The sequence below is a fragment of the Undibacterium sp. 14-3-2 genome (genome assembly GCF_016595265.1).
Taxonomy (GTDB): Bacteria; Pseudomonadota; Gammaproteobacteria; order Burkholderiales; family Burkholderiaceae_D; genus Undibacterium; species Undibacterium aquatile.
The window spans coordinates 32124-50164 of sequence record NZ_JAENGS010000004.1 but is presented as its reverse complement, the minus strand read 5'-3'; the positions used below and the strand labels follow the sequence as shown (position 1 = coordinate 50164).

15 protein-coding genes and 2 tRNA genes are annotated in these 18041 nt (G+C 49.9%); 10 read left to right on the top strand and 7 right to left on the bottom strand.

The window, feature by feature from the left end; genetic code table 11:
• Nucleotides 1-60: 60 nt before the first annotated feature.
• The 3 genes from Undi14_RS10330 to Undi14_RS10320 form a co-directional block, all read right to left on the bottom strand.
• Nucleotides 61-540, bottom strand: coding sequence for a GNAT family N-acetyltransferase (locus tag Undi14_RS10330; RefSeq protein ID WP_186898025.1), 480 nt, complete (start codon nucleotides 538-540; stop codon nucleotides 61-63).
• Nucleotides 541-553: 13 nt separating this feature from the next.
• On the bottom strand, nucleotides 554-2605 hold the full coding sequence (gene metG, locus Undi14_RS10325) for a methionine--tRNA ligase (protein ID WP_200180028.1): 2052 nt from the start codon (nucleotides 2603-2605) through the stop codon (nucleotides 554-556).
• A 212-nt stretch (nucleotides 2606-2817) separates the two neighbouring features.
• Nucleotides 2818-3858, bottom strand: a complete 1041-nt coding sequence (locus Undi14_RS10320; RefSeq protein ID WP_200180022.1) for a hypothetical protein — start codon at nucleotides 3856-3858, stop codon at nucleotides 2818-2820.
• 257 nt (nucleotides 3859-4115) lie between these two features.
• Here Undi14_RS10320 and Undi14_RS10315 point away from each other — a divergent pair, with 257 nt between their 5' ends.
• Both Undi14_RS10315 and Undi14_RS10310 read left to right on the top strand, forming a co-directional pair.
• Nucleotides 4116-5357 (top strand): flippase, encoded by a 1242-nt coding sequence (locus Undi14_RS10315; protein WP_200180020.1) that lies wholly within the window; start codon nucleotides 4116-4118, stop codon nucleotides 5355-5357.
• A gap of 70 nt (nucleotides 5358-5427) precedes the next feature.
• Entirely contained in the window at nucleotides 5428-6402 is a 975-nt protein-coding gene (locus Undi14_RS10310) for a glycosyltransferase family 2 protein (RefSeq protein WP_200180018.1), read from the top strand.
• Nucleotides 6403-6455: 53 nt separating this feature from the next.
• Here Undi14_RS10310 and Undi14_RS10305 read toward each other — a convergent pair whose 3' ends face one another.
• The gene (locus Undi14_RS10305) at nucleotides 6456-6893 is read right to left on the bottom strand and encodes a thiol-disulfide oxidoreductase DCC family protein (RefSeq protein ID WP_186885239.1); all 438 of its coding nucleotides are present in this window, start codon (nucleotides 6891-6893) and stop codon (nucleotides 6456-6458) included.
• 249 nt (nucleotides 6894-7142) lie between these two features.
• Between Undi14_RS10305 and apbC the strand changes: the two genes are divergently transcribed.
• Together apbC and ribD are read left to right on the top strand one after the other, a co-directional pair.
• Entirely contained in the window at nucleotides 7143-8231 is a 1089-nt protein-coding gene (gene apbC / locus Undi14_RS10300) for an iron-sulfur cluster carrier protein ApbC (RefSeq protein WP_186898031.1), read from the top strand.
• An 18-nt stretch (nucleotides 8232-8249) separates the two neighbouring features.
• A complete protein-coding gene (gene ribD / locus Undi14_RS10295) occupies nucleotides 8250-9359 on the top strand; it encodes a bifunctional diaminohydroxyphosphoribosylaminopyrimidine deaminase/5-amino-6-(5-phosphoribosylamino)uracil reductase RibD (protein ID WP_200180016.1) in 1110 nt (369 codons plus the stop codon).
• A 126-nt stretch (nucleotides 9360-9485) separates the two neighbouring features.
• Here ribD and Undi14_RS10290 read toward each other — a convergent pair.
• The 3 genes from Undi14_RS10290 to Undi14_RS10280 all read right to left on the bottom strand — a co-directional run bounded on the left by Undi14_RS10290 (nucleotide 9486) and on the right by Undi14_RS10280 (nucleotide 10682).
• Nucleotides 9486-9562: transfer RNA gene (locus tag Undi14_RS10290), tRNA-Pro, on the bottom strand.
• 86 nt (nucleotides 9563-9648) lie between these two features.
• Nucleotides 9649-9725, bottom strand: a tRNA-Pro gene (locus Undi14_RS10285).
• A 72-nt stretch (nucleotides 9726-9797) separates the two neighbouring features.
• The gene (locus Undi14_RS10280; protein WP_234030527.1) at nucleotides 9798-10682 is read right to left on the bottom strand and encodes an RluA family pseudouridine synthase; all 885 of its coding nucleotides are present in this window, start codon (nucleotides 10680-10682) and stop codon (nucleotides 9798-9800) included.
• A 59-nt stretch (nucleotides 10683-10741) separates the two neighbouring features.
• On the opposite strand from Undi14_RS10280, the gene Undi14_RS10275 reads away from it, so the two are divergent.
• From Undi14_RS10275 to Undi14_RS10250, 6 genes are all read left to right on the top strand, one after another.
• Nucleotides 10742-11269, top strand: coding sequence for a DUF3305 domain-containing protein (locus Undi14_RS10275; protein WP_200180015.1), 528 nt, complete (start codon nucleotides 10742-10744; stop codon nucleotides 11267-11269).
• A gap of 1 nt (nucleotide 11270) precedes the next feature.
• Nucleotides 11271-11903, top strand: a complete 633-nt coding sequence (locus tag Undi14_RS10270) for a DUF3306 domain-containing protein (RefSeq protein ID WP_200180014.1) — start codon at nucleotides 11271-11273, stop codon at nucleotides 11901-11903.
• Complete coding sequence (locus Undi14_RS10265; protein WP_200180013.1) at nucleotides 11878-13950, top strand: 4Fe-4S binding protein; 2073 nt, start codon at nucleotides 11878-11880, stop codon at nucleotides 13948-13950. Before Undi14_RS10270 ends, Undi14_RS10265 begins: the two co-directional genes overlap by 26 nt.
• Nucleotides 13951-13974: 24 nt before the next feature.
• The gene (locus Undi14_RS10260) at nucleotides 13975-14583 is read left to right on the top strand and encodes a molecular chaperone (RefSeq protein ID WP_200180012.1); all 609 of its coding nucleotides are present in this window, start codon (nucleotides 13975-13977) and stop codon (nucleotides 14581-14583) included.
• A 280-nt stretch (nucleotides 14584-14863) separates the two neighbouring features.
• A complete protein-coding gene (locus Undi14_RS10255) occupies nucleotides 14864-15055 on the top strand; it encodes a hypothetical protein (protein WP_186898038.1) in 192 nt (63 codons plus the stop codon).
• A gap of 15 nt (nucleotides 15056-15070) precedes the next feature.
• Complete coding sequence (locus Undi14_RS10250; RefSeq protein ID WP_200180011.1) at nucleotides 15071-18031, top strand: formate dehydrogenase subunit alpha; 2961 nt, start codon at nucleotides 15071-15073, stop codon at nucleotides 18029-18031.
• Nucleotides 18032-18041 lie beyond the last annotated feature (10 nt).

Below are 18041 nucleotides of genomic sequence, written 5' to 3'. Positions count from 1 at the left end.
TTTGGTAAAAGTTCTTTGTCTGCATAGTGCAATGCGATCAGATGAGGATCAACGGACAGGTCAGTTCTTCAGAAAGCGACGCATGACATAAGGTGCTGGTTCGTGGGGATTGGCGTGGGCGTAGTCGAGTTCCGGAGCCAGTTCAAATTCGTATGCGGTATATAAATCTAACAAGCGCGGCTGATCGGTTCTGACCCCTAGCCTGAGTTCAGTGATGCCAGCATTCTGTGCTGCATGGATGACTGCTTCCAGCAGATGTTGCGATAGCGATTGATTGCGAAAGGCCGGCAATATGCCCATGCGTCGTATTTCCCACACATTCGTATCGGTATCGAGAGCGGTCCAACGGACTGAGCCAGCTGGCATATCATCGATCAACAGCACAAAGCCCCCACCCTGGCATAAGTCGGCAATAACATCATCTGCATTTTCATGGTGCCCGGCAGAGCTGGCGGCAACTTTATTTGCCCAGCAACTGCGGGTCAGATGCGCAATCAGTTGCGCATCTTCGGGGACTGCTTCGCGTAGGGCTATATTCATGCTGGCAGAAAAATTAACGGACGCGCATTCCTGGTTGAGCACCTGGCCAGGCTTCAAGAATATACAGGCCGGGATTGGCTTTTTCGTCGGCCGCTGAGGCTGCCAGTACCATACCTTCGGACATGCCGAATTTCATTTTTCTTGGCGCAAGATTGGCCACCATCACCGTGAATTTTCCTATCAGTTGTTCTGGCTGATAAGCTGATTTGATGCCGGAAAATACGTTGCGGGTGCGGCCTTCGCCTACATCCAGCGTCAGACGCAGCAATTTGTCAGAGCCATCGACGTGCTCGCAATTGATGATTTTCGCAATACGCAGATCCACTTTGGCGAAGTCATCAATTTTGATTTCTTCTGCGAGTGCTTCTATGTCGCTGGCTTTTTCTTCTGTAGCGGGGGCCGCATCTGCCACTGGAGCATCAAATAACTGATCAAAAATCTTGATATCGACACGTTGCATCAGATGTGCGTACGGATGAATTTTATGTTGATGCGGAATCGGGGTGTTGACGTCTGCCCACTGCAAAGGTGCGATATCCAATTGCGCCTCTACCTGCGCTGCCAGTTGCGGCAGTACTGGTTTCAGGAAGATCGTCAGAATGCGGAAAGCTTCCAGCAAGCGGCTGCAGACTTCCTGTAATTTTGCATCGTTCTCTGGTTTCTTTGCCAGTTCCCAAGGTTTGTTTGCATCGACATACGCGTTAACCAGATCGGCTTGTTCCATCGCAGCACGCAGTGCTTTACCATATTCGCGGGACTCAAACAGCGCTTTGATTTCTGGCGCAGCATTGCGCAGATGCTGAATAAACGCGTCATCTGCTGTCGCCCAGTCGCTGGTAACAACACCGTCAAAACGCTTGGTGATAAAGCCGGCTGCGCGGCTGGCGATATTGATGTATTTACCGATCAGATCAGAATTCACGCGCGCCACAAAATCATCCGGATTCAAATCCAGATCTTCTACCTTGGCATTCAGTTTGGCGGCGAAATAGTAACGCAGCCATTCAGGGTTCATACCGATTTCCAGATAACGCAGCGGCGAGATACCTGTGCCGCGTGATTTCGACATTTTTTCGCCGGAAACGGTGACGAAGCCGTGGGCATACACATTATCTGGCGTTTTGTAGCCGGAAAATTTCAGCATCGCAGGCCAGAACAGGGTGTGGAAATAAGTAATGTCTTTACCGATGAAATGAATTTGTTCGGTGGTCGGATCCGCCATGAACGCATCGAAATCGCGACCGGTTTTATTGAAATAATTTTTCAGCGATGCCAGATAGCCGACTGGCGCATCCAGCCACACATAGAAATATTTGCCCGGCTGATCAGGAATTTCAATGCCAAAATAAGGTGCGTCACGGCTGATATCCCAGTCACCTAAACCGCCGTCGCCTTCCAGCCATTCTTTACATTTATTGGCGACTTCCGATTGCAGGCGATTGTCTTGCAGTGCCCAGCCACGCAGGAAGTCCACACATTTCTGGTTCGATAACTGGAAGAAAAAGTGCTCGGATGATTTCATCACCGGCGTAGCACCAGTGAGTGTTGAATACGGGTTTTTCAATTCAGTTGGTGCATAGACGGCACTGCAGACTTCGCAGGAATCGCCGTACTGGTCTTTGGCGCCACACTTCGGGCATTCGCCTTTGATGTAGCGATCCGGCAGAAACATGTTTTTGACCGGATCATAGAATTGCTCGATGGTCTTGCTGGTGATGAAGCCCGCTGTTTTGAGTTTGCGGTAGATATCCTGCGACAAGGCATGATTTTCCGGGCCATCGGTCGAATGCCAGTTGTCAAACTGAATATGAAAGCCATCGAGATATTGCTTGCGACCAGCCGCTATTTTCCCCACGAACTCTTGTGGAGAAATGCCGGCTTTTTCTGCCGCAATCATAATCGGCGCGCCGTGCGCATCGTCAGCACCGACAAAATGCACTTCGTTACCCGACATTCGCTGATGCCTTACCCAGATATCAGCCTGGATGTATTCCATGATGTGACCGAGGTGAAACGGAGCATTTGCGTAAGGAAGGGCGGTGGTAACGAAGAGCTTGCGGGTCATGGTTGATGCACTTTTTTATTTACGGACAAGGGCATTATTCTACCAGCGAAACTCTGGCTGAAAGTGTGTTTGCTGGAATGAGTGCTGAGCGAACAGGTATTTTCGCGGTCTTTTACCTTACCCTGCACAGTAACGTCGCCCTGAGTCAGATAACTGCCCCTGGGCTTGCCGGATTTTGTTGTTAATAGAGAGTTAATCGAGTATAGCCTGTGTCAGACGACCCATGCGCCATCACGATAGACTTCCTCGTCATCGAGTCGGACTGATTCAGTGATGGCAAAGACGTCGACATGGTGTCGACCTTCGCCCCGTTTGATATGCGGTTTCGCATAACTGCCATGTTTTGATCCTAATGACAGATGAATGCCGCACATGCGTTCATAGGTGCCGATGTCACGTACGGTACGGTCTTTGGAAAACGCGGGGTTCATTCCCAGCCCCAGCTCTCTGACCCAGATCACGCCATCATCCGCACGGATATTGGCCAGCACGCGGTCAAATTCCGGCGTGGAATCAAGCGCATCGACGACCTGGCCTTTACTGACAATCAGTGTGATCGGTTTTTCCGGTCGATTGACAGTAAATGTGGTGTCGCCAAACACAAAAATCCGCACGCGTCCGTTCACCGCTTCGAGATCAACGGATTCGGTGAACACTTCACCAATAGGAAATTGGCCACCGACGTTTTTCATTTCACGATAGTCGCCGATGTTCATCTTGGCGGATTCAAACTTGCCGCCGAAAATAAGCTGTTCGCCGCCGCTGTCAATAATACCGCTGCTGGCCTTGTCGATTTTCTCTTTGAGCGCGGGCCCCACAACCCGGTAGTACCCTGGGTCGTATGCCAGAGAGTCGATGTAATAATCCACTTCCTTGCCATCCATACGGCCAAGATGCGGATGCTCTATCACTTTCAGCCCTTTTTTAAACAGCTCCACACGCAAACGGTAAGCTTCAAGCCGGAAATTCGTCGATTGAATCAGTATGACCAGATCTGACGCTTGCAATTGCTCCAGCGTTTGTAAAATGAATGCCGGTGCAACCGCATCAAAGTCTATGCAGGTGGCCGTTGGCAGGCAGGCGCGGTAAGCCGCCGTCAATATCGTTGCCAGAGGTGAGTTCTGATCGTAAACGATGACGGCAGTTTTTTCCGGGCTGTGCTCAAACGCTGTGAGCAGTATGTTTTTTAAATGACCTGCGGCCGTATCAACGATGGTAGGCAGGGAGGGCGACAGGTTGGAAGGCGTAGACATAGATTGGTAGCGACCATCAGGTACGTATTCATGCGCCTGGTGGACTAAATGCGAAGGAAGACCGTATTTTAACAAGCTGCCTGAGTCCGGGCCGTTTTTTCCTTTGCTTTGGGACAAATCGATGTAAAGTTTTTCAGTGGAAGAAAAAAATGGCAGTTTTTTTTCCAGGAGCAATATTGCAGGCTCTGTGACAAGGTATGATCACGTCTCTCATGTGCCGAGAGATCGGTGATAGCCCGGTGACGCTAATCTTAATAATGACATCGATAACAAAAAATATTTTTTACCTCGTTTTTGTACAGGGCCTGATTTATCTGGCACCACTGGTGACTCTCCCTTATCTGACGCGGGTGTTAAGTGTGCCGGATTTTGCCGCCCTGGGTTTTGCCCAGGCAGTGATACAGTATTTTATTTTGATTACGGATTATGGTTTCGGGATTACTGCAACCAGACTGATCGCGATCAATAGCGGTGATAAGTACTCTGTTTCTGGTGTTGTTGCCAATACGCTCGCCGTGAAACTTATTTTGTCTGCCGCAGGCGGTTTGGCCTGTCTGTTGCTGATTGCCGTTTTTGCAGACGTGCAGCAGCACGCAGTGTTGTTCCTCGCATGCTTTATCGGCGTTTTAGGCAATGCACTTTTTCCGACCTGGTTATTTCAGGGCTTAGAGAGAATGCGGGCGCTCGCCCTGATTACCGCCGCATCGCGCCTGCTGCCTTTGCCGCTGGTTTTTGTTCTGGTTAAAACGACAGATGATCTGGTGATGGCAGCGGTGCTGCAAAACATCCCGGGTGTTGTCGCCGCTGTGATGTCCTTTTACTACGCGAGGCAAACTAAGATACTGGTAAGTGCCAGTATCAGTTTGCGCAGCATATGGGGGATGTTAAAAGAGGGATGGCCAGTCTTTTTGTCGAATATTTCCACCAGTTTTTACACGACGATCAATATCATTTTATTGAAGCTATTTGCCGGTGCCGATCAGGTCGCCTATTTTGCAGCGACCGATAAAATCCGCGTCGCTGCTCAAGGTTTCATTCAGCCTATCGCCGCCGCCTTGTTTCCCCGTATCGCCGCACTACATAAAGAATCCGATAAAAGCGACGAGTCGCGCTCGCTGATCCGGCGTGGTTCCTACATACTGTTAGGTGTTCAGTTAGCGGGTGGTCTCGTCCTGTTTTGTTTTGCCGACGTCATTGCATTACGCTACCTTGGCGCAAGTTTTGCGCAGGCAGCAATGTATCTGAAGGCACTTGCTTTTCTGCCGCTGGTGATTGGCTTTGCAACGATTATTTCTCAGTGGCGTTTTCTTGCTGTTGGTGAAAGCAGGATACTGAGCAAAATCTATCTGGTTGCCGGGCCGCTGCACGCGCTGTATGCCTGCTATCTGACGTATCGTTATCAATCGACAGGTTTGATCATTAGTCTGTATTTAACGGAAATACTGATTACCGTTGCAATGATTATCGCAGCAAGAAAAAAAGGTATTGTTTTATGGTGATTTTTTTAAGCATTCCTTCACCGTAGTCTGTACCGTTACTTGTTGATCTTACTTTTTCCCGCGCCACCCCATGCCGACGATAGATATTGCTTTAGCTTCATATAACGGAGAAAAATACATCTCCGCTCAGATCGATTCGATTTTTGCCAATGACGTGTCTGCTGTTGGTGCCTCGCTCGGTAAGCTGATTGTTTCCGATAACGTTTCAACAGATGCGACCGCAGAGATCGTGAGAAATATCTGCAACACATATACTCACGTGCAATTGCACATCAATCACCAGCGCGGTGTCATTCACAATTTTAATCATGCGCTGGCGCACACGGATGCTGCCTACGTCATGCTGGCTGATCAGGATGATGTCTGGCACAACAATAAAATCGCCCTGAGTTTTCAGAAAATGCAGGAGCTCGAACGCCAATTCGGGACGGAAGTGCCACTGCTGGTGTTCACCGATCTGGCGGTTACGGATCATCAGCTCAATGTGATTTCTCCTTCTTTTTTTGCGTATCAGAAAATTGATCCGGTCGGTTACGTTCGTCCAGAGTCCATGTTTCTGTATAACGTCGCACCCGGTTGCACCATGATGCTGAACCGTCGCTTGTTGGAAATGGCATCGCCGGTGCCTGATGGCGCAGTGATGCATGACTGGTGGCTGATGCTGGTAGCCGGTGTTTTCGGGCATATCGGCCATGTCGGTCAGGCGACCATGTTTTATCGCCAGCATGACAATAATCAGGTCGGTGCCAGTGTCAGTAGTTTTTGGGAGAAGCTGTTTTCTCCACGCAGAAAATTACAGCTGGCCCGTAAAAATTTACAGGATGCGATACGCCAGGCAAAACTGTTCACCGCACAATTTCCAGTTATTCCTGCAAAGTTTTCATCGACGCTCACCTATCTGACCGAGTTTGATCATCTCTCACGCTGGCAGCGTGTCAGAGGGCTGATGCAGCAAAAAATTATTGGCCCGACGTTCTGGGGTCGCGTGTTGCTGTATGCGGTGGCGGTTTTTTCGCCGGTTCTCCGTCGTACGCCTGGCTGTTGATGTCCGTGTGGATCAATGTTCCTGACCTTGAATTTGTGTTGTCATCGCTAGCACTATTTCACAGAGCATTGATCATCTTTGCATCTGCGGCTGCGTTTTTCCGCGCGTTTCGCTGCCACCTCGAATAAGTATCCGGTCACGCGGCTTGACAGGCGGTAGCGGTTGTCAGCGACGCGAATGTAAAGCCAGTCAAACAAGGGCTTTAGCAGTGGCCATCCGGTTGGCGCTGTGATCCAGCCTAGTCCGATGGCTTCATAAGCCAGCCGGAAAACGGCGACACCGGTCACGATACTGTTATCGGGTTTGATTGCATGGATGATGCGCATCAGTTCTGCCTGCGGTATGCCGTAAGGGCTGGTGTCAAACTGTTCGCCAGAAATATCAATAAACTTCAGCAAATCTTTATCGTTGCGTGCCTTCAGATTATCGATTTCAAGTTTGCATAGCGGGCAGGATTCATCGTATAGCAAGGTCAGCGGGTAATTGCTCATAAGGTTTTCTTTGAAAACAATGCAATGCGTGGAATGCTCTCAGCATACCTGTGATCGGCGATATCTGCAGGCATCGGTCGTTCGTCCTTGAGATGAGTTCCAGCCTTGTCCTGCCTTTTTTGATTTTTTTCAGACTTTCATCATCAGAATTGCATTTGACGCAGGGGCTAAAACTCAGTCTTTGCGCAGGGCTATCCGCAGTCTTTTCACGTTTTGCGCTAGACTTGCGGACATTGAATGGAGAATGACATGACACTGACCGTTGACGATATTAAAAATGCTTTATCAAAAGTGATTGATCCTAATACCCAGCTTGACCTGATCAAGAGCAAGTCCGCTAAAAACATCAAGCTCGATGGCGACGATGTGAGCCTCGATGTGGAGTTAGGTTATCCGGCAAAAAGTCAGTTTGACCTGATACGTAAGAGTGTGATTGCCGCTGTGCGCGCATTACCGGGTGTTGGTAATGTCAGCGTTAATGTGACATCGAAAATTGTCGCGCATGCGGTTCAGCGCGGCATCAAACTGATGCCGAATGTGAAGAACATTATTGCGGTAGCGTCAGGTAAGGGCGGTGTCGGCAAATCGACGACAGCGGTAAACCTCGCGCTGGCGCTGGCCGCTGAAGGTGCTGCGGTCGGTATTCTGGATGCTGATATTTATGGCCCGTCGCAACCAATGATGATGGGGATTAATGGTCGCCCTGAAACTGTCGATGGTAAAACCATGGAGCCGCTGGAGAATCACGGGCTGCAGGTGTCCTCCATCGGTTTCATGATTGATCCGGATGAGCCTATGGTCTGGCGCGGTCCTATCGTCACGCAGGCCTTGCAGCAATTGCTGGAACAGACCAACTGGCGCGATCTGGATTATCTGATTGTCGATATGCCGCCAGGTACTGGTGACGTGCAATTGACCTTGTCGCAGAAAGTGCCGGTGACTGGTGCCGTGATAGTGACAACACCGCAGGACATTGCGTTGCTGGATGCGCGCAAAGGTTTGAAAATGTTCGAAAAAGTCGGCATTCCTATTCTGGGCATCATCGAAAATATGAGTACGCATATTTGCTCCAATTGCGGACATGCGGAAGCGATTTTTGGTGAGGGTGGCGGCCAGAAAATGTGCGCGGATTATGGCGTCGATTTTCTTGGCGGTTTGCCATTGACGATGGCGATACGTGAACAGGCAGATTCTGGGAAGCCAACCGTGGTTGCTGATCCCGATGGGAAAATTGCACAAATCTACAAAGAAATTGCCCGCAAACTGGCTGTAAAAGTCGCTGAAAAGGCGAAAGACATGACCAGTAAATTTCCGAGCATCAGTATTCAGCACACCTGATCACATTGGTGGATATGGATGTCTTCCGTAGATAAAAAAGCAGATCGTCATTGGCTGGAGGTGGCGCTGGAGTTCGCCTCCCGCGCTACCATCGAGACTTCACCGAACCCTAAAGTCGGCTGCGTTATTGTGCGTGATGGTGTTGCCATCGGGTGCGGCTGGACCCAACCGGTGGGGCAGGCGCATGCAGAAGTTCAGGCGCTGCGCGATGCGGCTGCCAATGGTATGGATGTCCGGGGTGCAACTGCGTACGTGACGTTGGAGCCTTGCAGCCACTATGGGCGCACGCCGCCATGTGCAAACGCACTGATCGATGCCGGGCTGGCGCGGGTTGTGGCGGCTGTTGGTGATGCCAATCCACAAGTCGCCGGACGTGGATTGGCGATATTGCAGGCGGCGGGTATCGATGTAGAGTGTGCGACTCACGCTGATCTGGCGGATCGCGCCCGCGAGATGAATATCGGCTTTTTTACCCGCATGGAAACTGGCAAGCCGTGGGTGCGCATGAAGGCGGCTGCAAGCCTTGATGGGAAAACAGCATTGCCGAACGGTCAGAGTCAGTGGATTACTGGAGCGGAAGCCAGACACGATGGCCATGTCTGGCGTGCTCGGGCAGATGCGATACTGACGGGTATAGGCACGGTATTGGCAGATGATCCATTACTCAATGTGCGTGGGGTTGATACTCCGCGTCAGCCCTTACGCATCGTGCTGGATTCGAATTTAAGAATCCCCGTATCTGCAAAAATATTGCAAGGCGGTGTGCTGGTGATCTGCGCTATCGACGACCTGCCAAAGCGTCTGGCGCTGGAGGCATCGGGAGCGGAAGTGCTTTGTCTGCCAGATTCCAGCCGGCGGATTAGTCTGCCCGCATTGATGCTTGAGCTGGGGCGACGACAATTCAATGAATTGCATGTGGAGGCTGGTGCAACACTTAACGGCGCGATGATTGCGGCCGGTTGTGTTGATGAATTGCTGGTCTATCTGGCTCCTAAATTACTTGGTGACGGAGTAGGGATGTTTGCTCTGCCATTGTTGACGCATGTTGATCAGGCGCAGCAACTAGTGTTGCGTGATGTAGCGAAAGTGGGCGGCGATGTACGGCTGCTGGCCAGATTCTCCAAATAACCGCAGACTTATTTTGTTTCTACTTTATCCGGCAAGTGAATTGCTGAGCGGGGATATGTGGCAATTGATATATAAGCTGACGCAAAAAGAAAAAAGGATCGTTGAAAATCAACGATCCTTTTAAACTGGTCGGAGTACAAGGATTCGAACCTTGGACCCCCTGGTCCCAAACCAGGTGCGCTACCGGACTGCGCCACACTCCGAAAAACTAAACTGCATTTATCTTTTCACTGATACTTAAATAGTATCGCTTTAAGATGAAAAATCAATTATATGATTTTTAAAATTCTGGTCGGAGTACAAGGATTCGAACCTTGGACCCCCTGGTCCCAAACCAGGTGCGCTACCGGACTGCGCCACACTCCGAAGACCGACATATTAGCCTTATGACGCTTTGATGTCAATAGATTTGTCCCTGAGCGACTATTCGTTGCATGCTTAAAGTTCGCGATGACTTGAGAATGCCCGACGTTCGCCGGTCAGTGGATCATCAAAAGCGATGCTCTTCGCCAGTAATTGCAAAGGTGTACTGAAGTCGTCGCCTTTGCAAGCTTGTGCGATGGGATAAAAGCTGTCGTTTACTATCGGCGCTCCCAGACTTGCCATATGTACCCGCAGTTGGTGCTTTTTCCCTGTAACGGGTGTTAATCGATACAGATTCATATCGCCGCGTTGTTCCGCAATCTCAATCAGGGTTTCGGAGTTGATTACGCCATCGCTTTCACGCATCGTAAAAAAACGCTCACCTTCGGTCATGCAACTGCGGTGGATAAGAGGAAATGTTTGTGTGGGCAAGGCTGGTGCCAGAGCAAGATAGGTTTTTGTTATGCTGCGTTTCTGGAATAGCGCCTGATATTTGCCACGGGTTTCGGGATTGTGTGAGAGCAGGATCACGCCCGCTGTTTCCCGGTCTAAGCGGTGTATCGGGGTTAGCTGTTGCAGGCCGGTTTTCTTTTTTAGACGGACTAACAGCGTTTCCTGCAAAAAGCGTCCAACCGGCGTGACCGGTAAAAAATGCGGTTTGTCGACGACCAGTAAGTGATCATCCTGATGCAGGATGTGCGCTTCAAATGGAATAATGGTTTCACTATCGATTTCGCGATAGTAAAAAATACACATTCCACGCTTGGCTAAACTGTTCTTTTGTAATGGGTTACCATGCGCATCTACTACTTCATTTCTTTCCATGCGAGAAAGCCAGGTCGCTTCTCCTACATCTGGGAAATGCGAGGTCAGGAAGCTGATCATGTTGCTCCACTGGCCTTCAGGTAACCATAAATAACTTGGCGCGATGCCATCGCGCATGGGGAGGGGGGCTTGCATGGGAGATGGTGGATTCTTATTCTCGAAACTTAACTCTGTTTCTCTATAATACCAGCACGATGGAAAAAAATACCGAGCTACCCTTTACGCTGAGTGTAATCATGCAGCGTATGCCGATGAATAATCGGTGGCAGCCATTTCAATGGAAGCCACTGGAAATTCTGGCTGATACCCCTGATGCCAAAATACATCAGTTGATGAATGGTGATGGTGAGCAGCGCTGGCTGTTTCCCGGCTTTTCAGCGACCTTGCATGTTGATGAAACACCTGGTTATTTTCTGAATCTCAGCTCTGAAACACCATGCTGGTTCGTGATGTGGCGCATGGAAGATGTTGATGGCGTCGAGTTGGCTGTACCTAAATCTGTTTCACTTTCCTATGATGAGGCGGCACGGCAAATAGACGGCGGTGAACAAGTGGATATTTTGCCTTTGTCAACAGATGTTGCCGCCTGGCTTGCCGAATACACGCAGCAGTATTTCCGCTACGAAGGTAAAAAACCTCGTAAGCGTCCTTCCTTTGAAGGTGGTGAAGGTGTACAGAAAATGGCGCTTGCTGAAGCATCCGTCAACCGGAAGCCAAACTGATATGGCTGCCAGCGATTTTTTCAGCCGGTGGAGTAAGCGTGGCGCTGAAAAGGAGGTGACTCAGGAAGTCGTATCTGATTCGCGCCCGGAGCAATTGGCTGTCGTGACTCCTGTTGACACGAGTGAAGTTGAAAAAAATCCAGATAAAGCACCGGACATGGCTGACGTGGCGGCATTGCGTGATGAATCTGATTTTTCACGCTTTATGGCGAAAGATGTCGATGAGTCAGTGCGTCGCTCTGCGATGAAAAAGCTGTTTTCCAATCCGCACTTCAATATCATGGATGGCCTGGATATTTATATTGATGATTACGGTAAAGCCGACCCATTGCCGCCCGGAATGCTGGAGTCTTTGTTGCATGCCAAGACCTTGCTGAATCCATTGGCACATCTGGAACAAGGTTTGCAGCGTTTGCTCGATCCTGATCCTGTTGCGGATGAAGCAACGAGCACTGAGCGTGACGCGAAACCAAGTGCGTTGGCTGCAGAACTTGTGGCTGAGCCTACGCTGGCGGAATTGCCGTTGTCAGATCAGGTATCACCAGTCCCGCAGAGTACCGAATTGGCCAGCAAAATAATGCAGCAAAATAATGATGAGAGCGATCAGAATGAATCCGCAAATAAAAATTTGTAGTTGTAATAAAACCCTGCCTTTAAATGCTGCTGCGGCCGCGCAATTAGCGCAGGCAATTGGTGCGGAACATGTGCAAGTCAGTGACATGTTATGCCGCCGCGAAGTGGGAAATTTTTTAAGTGCAGTGCAAGGCGTTGATGACGTGATCGTCGGTTGTACTCAGGAGCGTGCCTTGTTTTCTGAGTTGGCGCAAACCAGTGTTGCACCAATAAAATTTGTGAATCTACGTGAGAGTGCCGGGTGGTCTGAAGAAAGTAAGCAAAGTCTGCCAAAAATGGCCGCCTTGCTGGCGGTGGCCAGTTTGCCTGCGCCCGAACCTGTACTCACGGTGAATTATCAGTCGGAGGGAAATCTGTTGATTATCGGTTCCGCAGATGTTGCTCTGCCGTGGGCGCATCGCTTGTCTGCGCAAATGGCGGTGAGCGTTTTGCTGACAGAGGGCGCGGCACACGGTGAGCGACTGGCAGACCGGACTTTCCCGGTCTGGTCTGGTAGTGCGATCAAGTTGCGCGGCTTCCTCGGGCAGTTTGAAGTGAGCTGGCAGCAAAGCAATCCGATTGATCTGGAAACCTGCACCCGTTGTAACGCCTGTATTGATGTTTGTCCGGAAAATGCGATTGACTTCAGTTATCAGATCGATCTGGATAAATGCAGTAATCACCGTGATTGCGTCAAGGCTTGCGGTGTGATCGGCGCGATTGATTTTGAGCGTATAACGGTTGTTCGTGATACGGCGTGTGATCTGATATTAGATTTGTCACGACAAGCCTTGTTCTCTATGTCTGATAAGCCTCAGGGATATTTTGCGCCGGGCAATGATGTGGCAGCACAGTTTGATGCGGTGTTGAAATTGTCACAGTTGATCGGTGAGTTTGAGAAGCCTAAGTTTTTTGTCTACAAAGAAAAACTCTGCGCCCATAGTCGCAGCGGCAAGTTGGGATGCAATGCCTGTCTGGATGTTTGCTCTACGGACGCAATATCGGCTGCGGGCGACAAGGTATCGGTCAATCCTAATTTATGTGCCGGATGCGGCGCTTGCACCACGGTCTGTCCTACCGGTGCGATGAGCTACGCCTATATGCGTGCGCCCGACACAGGCCTGCATATCAAAACAATGTTGTCGGCGTATGCTAAAGCGGGTGGTAATGCACCGGCAATTCTTTTTCATAGTAAAGAAGCTGGTGCTGCTTTAATTCAGCAGAGCGGGCAGTCCGCGCAAGCGGGTGGGCGTGGCTTGCCTGCGCGATTGATTCCGATGGCGCTGCATCATACGGCATCGACAGGCATAGAAATCTGGTTGTCAGCGATTTGTTATGGCGCTGCTTCTGTCGCGATTTTATTGACGGATGAAGAGGCGCCAGAATATCGCCTTGCTCTGCAAAAACAGATACAGATAACGCAAGCGATTTTGTCCGGACTCGGTTATCAGGGGCAGCATATTCATTTGTTGGAAACAGGTTCATCCGCCGAATTGTCATCGTTTTTGTATGCGTTAAAGCCTGCGCAAGTGCCACCGCCAGCATTGTTCAATGTTGCGCAAGATAAGCGTGTCAGCATGGACTTTGCACTCGATCATCTACTCAGGCATGCACCGGCCGCGGTCGATGAAGTGGCTTTGCCGAGCGGATCTTTATATGGATCAGTGGCGATCAATAAGGACGCCTGTACTTTGTGTATGTCATGCGTAGGTGCTTGCCCAAGTTCGGCTTTGATGGATAACGCTAATTCTCCACAGATACGTTTTATCGAGCGCAATTGTGTGCAATGTGGTTTGTGTGAGGATACTTGTCCGGAAAACGCAATAACACTGACGCCGAGGCTGCTGCTAACCGAGTCCGCCAAACAGGTACGTGTGTTAAATGAAGCGCAGCCATTTCACTGCATACGCTGCAGCAAGCCGTTTGCTACAGCGCAGATGATAGAAACCATGCTGCAAAAACTTGGGGCGCATAGCGCATTTGCAGGACATCTCGATCGCATTCGTATGTGCCCTGATTGTCGCGTTGTCGATATGATGAGTGCTGCTGATTTGCAGCGTCCGCACTAAGACGATTACCGGAAATACAGAAAAATGGAAACACAGATTAAATTTGAAACTGCCGATCAGGGCGAAGAAACGGCGCGCGCGGATTTATACGGCCTGCTTGCTACCCTGATGTATGCGCCGCCATCGAAAGATTTGCTACAAGTGCTGAGCAGCGCAGAAACCAATGGCGAGGGTGTGTTGGGTGATGCCTGGACGCATTTCATAGAGACGGCAAGAAAGTCCGACGCAGAATTGGTTCGGGATGAGTATGAGCAGCTTTTTGTTGGCACCGGTAAGCCTGAAGTTTTGCTGTACGGTTCGTATTACCTCAGTGGCTTTCTGATGGAAAAGCCGCTGGCAGCATTGCGAACCGATTTGCAGAATCTGGGGTTGGAACGTGCGGAACATATTGTCGAGTCTGAGGATCATATTGCCTCGCTGTGTGAAGTGATGCGTTACCTGATCGCATCGGACGACATTTTGCAAGCTAATCTGGCAACACAAAAACAGTTCTTTGCGACGCACATGCAAAGCTGGGTGGGAACGATGTGTGACGCGATTATCGCGCATCCGCAGGCTTCTTTTTATGCAAGCCTGGCACAGTTGGCAAAAGTTTTCTTTGATGTGGAAATGCAATCTTTTGATATGGAATAAGGGTTACTACTTATTTTTTTGTTGTAATCAAAAGTTTTTGTTCTGCAAATGTTAAATAGTATTAAATATTGATTTTCCTGTCGGGAATCTTTTTTTTGAATGGAGTAGACTGCTGAAAGTTCGGAGACGCGCGCACTTGCTTTCCTCCTTTTTAGAGAGGAAATAAGCTGCGAAACTGGTTTGAGGGTTTTTACCATACTTACCATACCGGTTTCAGCGATCAATCCTTGATCGCTTTTCAATCAGTCTCCAGGTTTAGTTGTCGACATCGGAGACGAACATGGATCAAAAAATTAAACGCCGTAGCTTGCTGGGTGGTTTAGGTGTGGCCGCTGCAGGCTTGTTTGCGCTGAAAGCGGCGCCTGTGGTGCAGGATAAAATTGAAACGCTGGCAGCTCCAGCAGAGCCTGAGGGCACTGGTTATCGCCTGACTGAGCACGTGAAGAAATACTACCGTACCACCACTATTTAATTCTGAGGTGAAGATATGTTGTTAACTCGTAAAGGTGACGCTGCGTCGCGTGCACAAACACGTTTTTCATCCGGACTTGCGGAGTCGCTCGCACGTGCACTGCCGACCATGGACAGACGTGGCTTTTTGAAACGCTCTGGTATTGGTGTTGGCGCTGGTATCGCGGCATCGCAATTAGGGCTGATTAAAAAAGCAAAAGCTTCCGTGTCCGGTGCTGCAACTGGCGGAAAAATTGAAGTACGCCGTACTGTTTGCACCCACTGTTCCGTTGGTTGTGCAGTCGATGCCGTCGTTGAGAATGGCGTCTGGGTCAGACAAAACCCGGTTTTTGATTCACCAATCAATCTTGGCGCGCATTGCGCGAAAGGTGCTGCTTTGCGTGAGCATGGTCACGGTGAATATCGTCTGAAATACCCGATGAAACTGGTCAACGGCAAGTATCAGCGTATCAGCTGGGATCAGGCCTTGACTGAGATTGCCGATAAACTGCTTGATATCAAAAAGACGTCTGGCCCTGATTCGACGTTCTTCGTCGGTTCATCGAAACACAATAATGAGCAGGCGATGTTGTTGCGTAAGTTTGTGTCTTTTTACGGCACAAATAATACCGATCATCAGGCGCGTATCTGTCACTCCACCACTGTTGCCGGTGTTTCGAATACCTGGGGCTACGGTGCGATGACCAATAGCTACAACGATATGCAAAATGCGAAAGCAGCGCTGTATATCGGCTCGAACGCGGCGGAAGCGCATCCAGTGTCGATGCTGCATTTGTTGCACGCTAAAGAAAACGGCTGCAAAGTGATTGTGGTCGATCCGCGTTATACACGTACTGCGGCAAAGTCGAATCAATATATCCGCATCCGTTCTGGCTCAGACATTCCGTTTTTGTACGGCATGATGTATCACATCTTCAAAAATGGCTGGGAAGATAAGCAATACATCCATGACCGTGTTTACGGCATGGAAAAAATCAAAGAAGAAGCGCTGAAGTGGACGCCGGAAAAAGTAGAAGAAGCTTGCGGTGTGCCTGAAGACCAAGTCTACAAAGCGGCTGAAACAATGGCTTTGAATCGCCCATCGACAGTGGTCTGGTGCATGGGACAGACTCAGCACACGATAGGTAATGCGATCGTGCGTGCTTCGTGTCTGCTGCAGCTGGTGCTAGGTAATATCGGTAAATCCGGTGGTGGTACGAACATTTTCCGTGGTCACGATAACGTGCAGGGCGCAACTGATGTCGGGCCGAACCCTGATTCATTACCGGGCTATTTTGGTCTGGCAACGGGCGCCTGGAAGCACTGGTGTAATGTCTGGGGCGTCGATTACGAATGGGTCAAGAAGCAATTTGCTTCCCAGGCCATGATGGAAAAATCAGGCACGACAGTATCGCGCTGGATTGACGCTGTGCTGGAAAGGAATGAACTGATTGATCAGGAAAACAACGTCAAGGCGATGGTGTTCTGGGGGCATGCGCCGAACTCGCAGACGCGCGGCCTGGAAATGAAAAAAGCATTCGATAAGCTCGATATGCTGGTGGTGATTGATCCTTATCCATCGGCGACGGCAGCGATGGCCGCGATGAAAACGGAAGATCAGCAACTCAATCCTAAGCGTCAGGTATATCTGTTGCCAGCAGCAACGCAGTTTGAAACATCGGGCTCGGTCACTGCGTCGAACCGTTCAATTCAATGGCGTGAAAAAGTCATTGAGCCGTTGTTTGAATCCCGTACTGACCACATGATCATGTATCAATTGGCAGAAAAACTCGGGTTTGCCAAAGAGCTGGTGGCAAAGCTGAAAATGGTGCCGGGTAAAGGCGGCATGATGGAGCCAGAGCCTGAATCCATGTTGCAAGAGATTAATCGCGGTACCTGGACGATAGGTTATACCGGTCAATCTCCTGAGCGTTTGAAAGCGCATATGCGCAACATGCATTTGTTTGATGTGAAAACGCTCAAATGCAAAGGCGGCAAGGACCCGGTCAGTGGTTACGATATGACAGGCGATTACTTCGGTCTGCCATGGCCATGTTACGGCACGCCAGAACTCAAGCACCCGGGTTCTCCTAATCTGTACGATACATCTAAGCACGTCATGGACGGCGGTGGTAATTTCCGCGCGAACTTCGGCGTCGAACGTGAGGGTGTCAGTTTGCTGGCGGAAGATGGCTCTCATTCTCTCGGTGCAGAGATCACGACTGGCTATCCGGAATTTGATCACATCCTGCTGAAAAAGCTGGGCTGGTGGGATGATCTGACCGAGGCAGAAAAGAAAGCGGCAGAAGGTAAAAACTGGAAAACTGACTTGTCTGGCGGTATTCAGCGCGTGGTCATGAAAGTGCATGGTTGCCATCCTTTTGGTAATGCGAAGGCTCGTGCAATCGTCTGGAATTTCCCTGATCCTGTTCCTCAGCATCGTGAACCTTTGTTTGGCACACGTCCTGATCTGGTCGCGAAATATCCTACTCACGATGATAAGAAAGCGTTCTGGCGTATGCCTACACTGTACAAGTCAGTGCAGCAGAAAAACATCGAAGCAAAACTGTACGAAAAATTCCCTATCATCCTCACCTCCGGACGTCTGGTGGAATACGAAGGTGGTGGTGAGGAAACCCGTTCCAACCCGTGGCTCGCGGAATTGCAACAAGAAAACTTTGTTGAACTCAATCCGAAAGCGGCGGCAGACCGCGGTATCCGTAATGGTGAATATGTGATTGTTTCTACGCCGACTGGTGCGCGCATCAAAGTCAGAGCATTGGTGACACCGCGTGTAGCGGAAGATACCGCGTTTATTCCTTTCCACTTCTCAGGCTGGTGGCAGGGCAAGGATATGAAAGAGTTTTATCCGGAAGGTGCGATGCCTATCGTGCGTGGTGAGGCAGTAAATACAGCAACCACTTATGGCTACGATTCGGTCACGATGATGCAGGAAACCAAGACCACGATTTGTAATATCGAACGGTTCTCAGCGTAATTTCACAGGA